Source organism: Streptomyces sulfonofaciens, from assembly GCF_014656295.1.
Classification (GTDB): Bacteria; Actinomycetota; Actinomycetes; order Streptomycetales; family Streptomycetaceae; genus Streptomyces; species Streptomyces sulfonofaciens.
Genome location: NZ_BNCD01000109.1, coordinates 1 through 515, shown reverse-complemented (window position 1 = coordinate 515; position 515 = coordinate 1). Strand labels below are relative to the sequence as shown.

The 515-nt window shown below is 47.2% G+C and carries 1 protein-coding gene; it reads left to right on the top strand.

All coding sequences use genetic code 11. The annotated features are described in order from the left end of the window. Window positions 1–515: penicillin-binding transpeptidase domain-containing protein (locus IE313_RS36765; protein ID WP_268256822.1), on the top strand; the 515-nt coding region annotated here is incomplete at both ends.

Sequence of the window (515 nt, the reverse complement as noted above, 5' to 3'; positions counted from 1 at the left end):
ACGGGCGTTGATTTGCCGTATGAATTTGTGGGGATTGTGCCGGATAATTTGTGGAAACTCAAACGCTTCAATCAAGAGTGGCGCGTTGGGGACACGCTCATTACCGCTATTGGGCAAGGCTCTTTTTTAGCCACGCCCTTGCAGGTTCTCGCCTACACGGGACTCATTGCTACGGGCAAACTGGCAACGCCTCATTTCGCTATCAACAGCAAACAACCGCTCAAAGATCCCCTAAACAGCTTTCAAAAAAAGAAGCTCCAAGCCTTGAGAGTGGGCATGTATGAAGTGTGTAACCATAAAGACGGCACCGCCTATCATTCCACAAGGGGTTCTAAGGTTACTTTAGCGTGCAAAACCGGCACCGCGCAAGTCGTGGAAATCGCTCAAAACATCGTCAATCGCATGAAAGAAAAAGATATGGAATATTTCCATCGATCCCATGCGTGGATTACCGCCTTTTTGCCTTATGAAAAACCCAAATACGCTATCACTATTTTAGTAGAACATGGGGAAGG